Source organism: Micrococcus sp. LASM2_SD2, assembly GCF_057364565.1.
On record NZ_JBNFOB010000239.1, the window covers coordinates 1 to 3,356 of the forward strand.

Genomic DNA, 3,356 nt, shown 5'->3' on the forward strand with positions numbered 1-3,356 from the left:
CCCGGCGCGGCCGGGCCGCGCGGCGTCGCGGTGAGCGCCGCACTCGGCACCGCAGACGCGCAGGGGGCCCGGCAGGCCCGGAGGGTCAGCCCTTCATGGAGCGCAGGTCATGGCCGGTGTAGACCTGGCGCGGACGGCCGATCTTGGTGGCCGGGTCCTCGATCATCTCGCGCCACTGGGCGATCCAGCCCGGCAGGCGGCCGAGGGCGAAGAGGACGGTGAACATCTTCTCCGGGAAACCCATGGCCTTGTAGATGACGCCGGTGTAGAAGTCCACGTTCGGGTACAGCCTGCGCTCCACGAAGTAGTCGTCAGCGAGGGCCTTCTCCTCCAGGCGCTGGGCGATCTCCAGCAGCTCGTCGTTCCCGCCCAGCTTGGCGAGGATGTCCGCGGCGGTCTTCTTGATGATCTTGGCGCGCGGGTCGTAGTTCTTGTACACGCGGTGGCCGAAGCCCATCAGCTTGACGCCGTCCTCCTTGTTCTTCACCTTCTCCATGAAGACCTCGGGCTTCATGCCCTCGGCCTGGATGGTGCGGAGCATGTTCAGGACGGCCTCGTTGGCGCCGCCGTGCAGCGGGCCGTAGAGGGCGTTGATGCCCGCGGAGACGGAGGCGAACATGTTGGCGTGGGCGGACCCGACCAGGCGCACCGTGGAGGTGGAGCAGTTCTGCTCGTGGTCCGCGTGCAGCATGAGCAGCAGGTCCAGGGCCTTGACCATGTCCGGGTCGATCTCGTACTCCTCGGCGGGGACGCCGAAGCAGAGGCGCATGAAGTTCTCGACGTAGTTGAGCTCGTTGCGCGGGTACATCATCGGCTGGCCCAGCGACTTCTTGAAGGCGTAGGAGGCCAGGACCGGGAGCTTGGCGAGCAGGCGCACGGTGGAGATGTGCACCTGGTCCTCGTCGAACGGGTCCAGGGAGTCCGGGTAGAAGGTGGACAGCGCGGACACGGCGGAGGACAGCACCGGCATCGGGTGCGCATCGCGCGGGAAGCCGGAGAAGAAGGACTTGATGTCCTCGTGCACCATGTTGTGGCGCAGGATGTTGGTCTCCCACGCCTCGGACTCCTCCGCGGTCGGCAGCTCGCCGTTGATGAGCAGGTAGGCCACGTCCATGAACGAGGAGTTCTCGGCCAGGTCCTCGATCGCGTAGCCGCGGTAGCGCAGGATGCCCTCGTCGCCGTCGATGAAGGTGATGGCGGACTTGGTGTTGGCCGTGTTCATGAAGCCCGGGTCGTAGGTGACCTTGCCGGTCTCCTTCAGCAGCGGCGCGATGCTCACGGCCTCAGTGCCCACGGTGGACTTCTCGACGGGCAGGTCCAGCGTCTTCTCGCCGACGGTGAGTCGGGCGGAGGCGTTCTCAGTCACGGGTGCACTTCCTCATCTTCTGTGGTGACGCCTGCACTGTTCTCTGTGTCTGCCGGGCGTCGGGATGACTCGTCGCACGCGTGCCGACTGTGTTCTAACCTACCAAGTCAGCCGCGGGCGATGGAATCCAACCGCCGTGCGGCCTCCTCCACGGCGTCGCACGGGGCCGTCAGCGCGACGCGCACATAGCCGTTCCCGGCCTCCCCGTAGAAGACGCCCGGACCGGCGACGATGCCGAGGTCCGCGAGCTCTCCGAGCAGCGACCAGGAGTCGTCCGCCGTGGCCGTGGCCGGGTCCGTCTCGGCCCGGCGGGTCCAGAGGTACAGGCCGGCCTCCGAGGCATCAACCGTGTACCCGGCGTTCCGGAGCGCCGGCAGGAGGACCTCCCGGCGACGGCGGTAGCGGGCCTTCTGCTCCGCGACGTGCCCGTCGTCCCCCAGGGCCACGGCCATGGCGTGCTGGACCGGTCCGGGCACGATCATCCCCGCATGCTTGCGGGTGTTCACGAGGGTGGCGATCAGCTGCGGGTCGCCCACGGCGAACGCGGCGCGGTAGCCGGCGAGGTTGGACTGCTTGGACAGCGAGTAGACGCTGATCAGCCCGGTGAGGTCGCCGCCGGAGACGGCCGGGTCCAGGAGGCAGGGCACCCGCTCCCCCGCGCCGCCGTGCTCGGCCCCGTCCCAGCGGTCCCAGCCGAGCTCGCCGTAGCACTCGTCCCCGCAGACGATCGCGCCGAGCGCACGGCCCTGGTCCACGATCCGCCTCAGGGCGGCGGTGTCCAGGACGGCACCGGTCGGGTTCGCCGGGGAGTTCGTCCAGACCAGCCTCACGCGGGAGCGGACGGACTCGGCGAGGTCCTCAAGGTCGTCCGCGGCCACGGCCTCGGCTCCGCAGAGCAGGGCGCCGATGTCATAGGTCGGGTACGCCACGGTGGGACGGACGACGACGTCTCCCTCCCCCAGCCCGAGCAGCGTGGGCAGCCAGGCGATGAACTCCTTGGATCCCACCGTGGGCAGCACCGCCTGCGGGTCCAGGCCCGCCACGCCTCGGCGACGGGCATACCAGGCGACGATCGCCTCACGCAGCTCGGAGGTCCCGTGGGTGGTCGGATAGCCGTGCGCGTCGGCGGCCTCGGCGAGCGCGTCCCGGATCAGCGGCGGGGTGGGGTCCACCGGGGTGCCGATGGACAGGTCCACCGTGCCGCCGGGGTGCTGCGCGGCGCGCTCACGGTACGGGGTGAGCGTGTCCCACGGGTAGTCCGGGAGGGTGCGCATGCGCTCAGGCGTCCTGGTTCTGCGGAGGCAGCGCGGAGATGATCGGGTGGTCCTTGGGGATCACGCCCATCTTCGCGGCGCCGCCCGGAGAGCCCAGGTCGTCGAAGAACTCGACGTTGGCCTTGTAGTACTCGGCCCACTCCTCAGGGGTGTCGTCCTCGTAGTAGATGGCCTCCACCGGGCACACCGGCTCGCAGGCGCCGCAGTCCACGCACTCGTCCGGGTGGATGTACAGGGAGCGCTCTCCCTCGTAGATGCAGTCCACGGGGCACTCCTCGATGCACGCCTTGTCCTTGACGTCCACGCACGGCAGGGCAATCACATAGGTCATGGCCGACCCTTCACCTTCTTTCAGGCACGGTCTTGTCTACTCGGCTTCCCAGCCTACTCTGCGCAAGGCCACGGCACGCGGCCTGCGGCGCTGCTCCCGCGCCGAGGCCAGCTGCACCGCCACCACCACGAGCGGCAGTCCCAACAGCCACAGCCCGGAGGCCGCCATGGCCCCGGGCATCACGGAGAACAGGTTCGTCTGCCACGGCAGTCCGAGGTCGTCGTCGCCCGGCAGCAGCTGCAGGGCCCAGGCGGCCGTGAACGCCACCGCGCCCAGCAGTCCCCCCGCCACCGTCGAGCGGGCCCGGCGGCTCCACCACAGCTGCGTGGAGCCGACGAGCACCAGGGCCAGGACGGCACCCCACGGCAGCGGCCAGGTCCCGGCC

The 3,356-nt window shown here is 69.7% G+C and carries 3 protein-coding genes and 1 pseudogene; all 4 read right to left on the reverse strand.

Annotated elements, in window-relative coordinates:
- Positions 1-85: 85 nt before the first annotated feature.
- Entirely contained in the window at positions 86-1,366 is a 1,281-nt protein-coding gene (locus AC2W7A_RS10635; protein WP_485991327.1) for a citrate synthase, read from the reverse strand.
- A 107-nt stretch (positions 1,367-1,473) separates the two neighbouring features.
- The gene (gene dapC / locus AC2W7A_RS10640) at positions 1,474-2,640 is read right to left on the reverse strand and encodes a succinyldiaminopimelate transaminase (RefSeq protein WP_485991328.1); all 1,167 of its coding nucleotides are present in this window, start codon (positions 2,638-2,640) and stop codon (positions 1,474-1,476) included.
- A 4-nt stretch (positions 2,641-2,644) separates the two neighbouring features.
- Positions 2,645-2,971, reverse strand: coding sequence for a ferredoxin (gene fdxA, locus AC2W7A_RS10645; protein WP_485991329.1), 327 nt, complete (start codon positions 2,969-2,971; stop codon positions 2,645-2,647).
- Between the two features lie 36 nt (positions 2,972-3,007).
- A pseudogene (locus AC2W7A_RS10650) lies at positions 3,008-3,356 on the reverse strand (hypothetical protein); the annotation flags it as partial.

Bases quoted from the DNA above. Each gene is read 5' to 3' on its own strand.
- dapC (WP_485991328.1), bottom strand. From the start codon at position 2,640: ATGCGCACCCTCCCGGACTACCCGTGGGACACGCTCACCCCGTACCGT.
- fdxA (WP_485991329.1), bottom strand. From the start codon at position 2,971: ATGACCTATGTGATTGCCCTGCCGTGCGTGGACGTCAAGGACAAGGCG.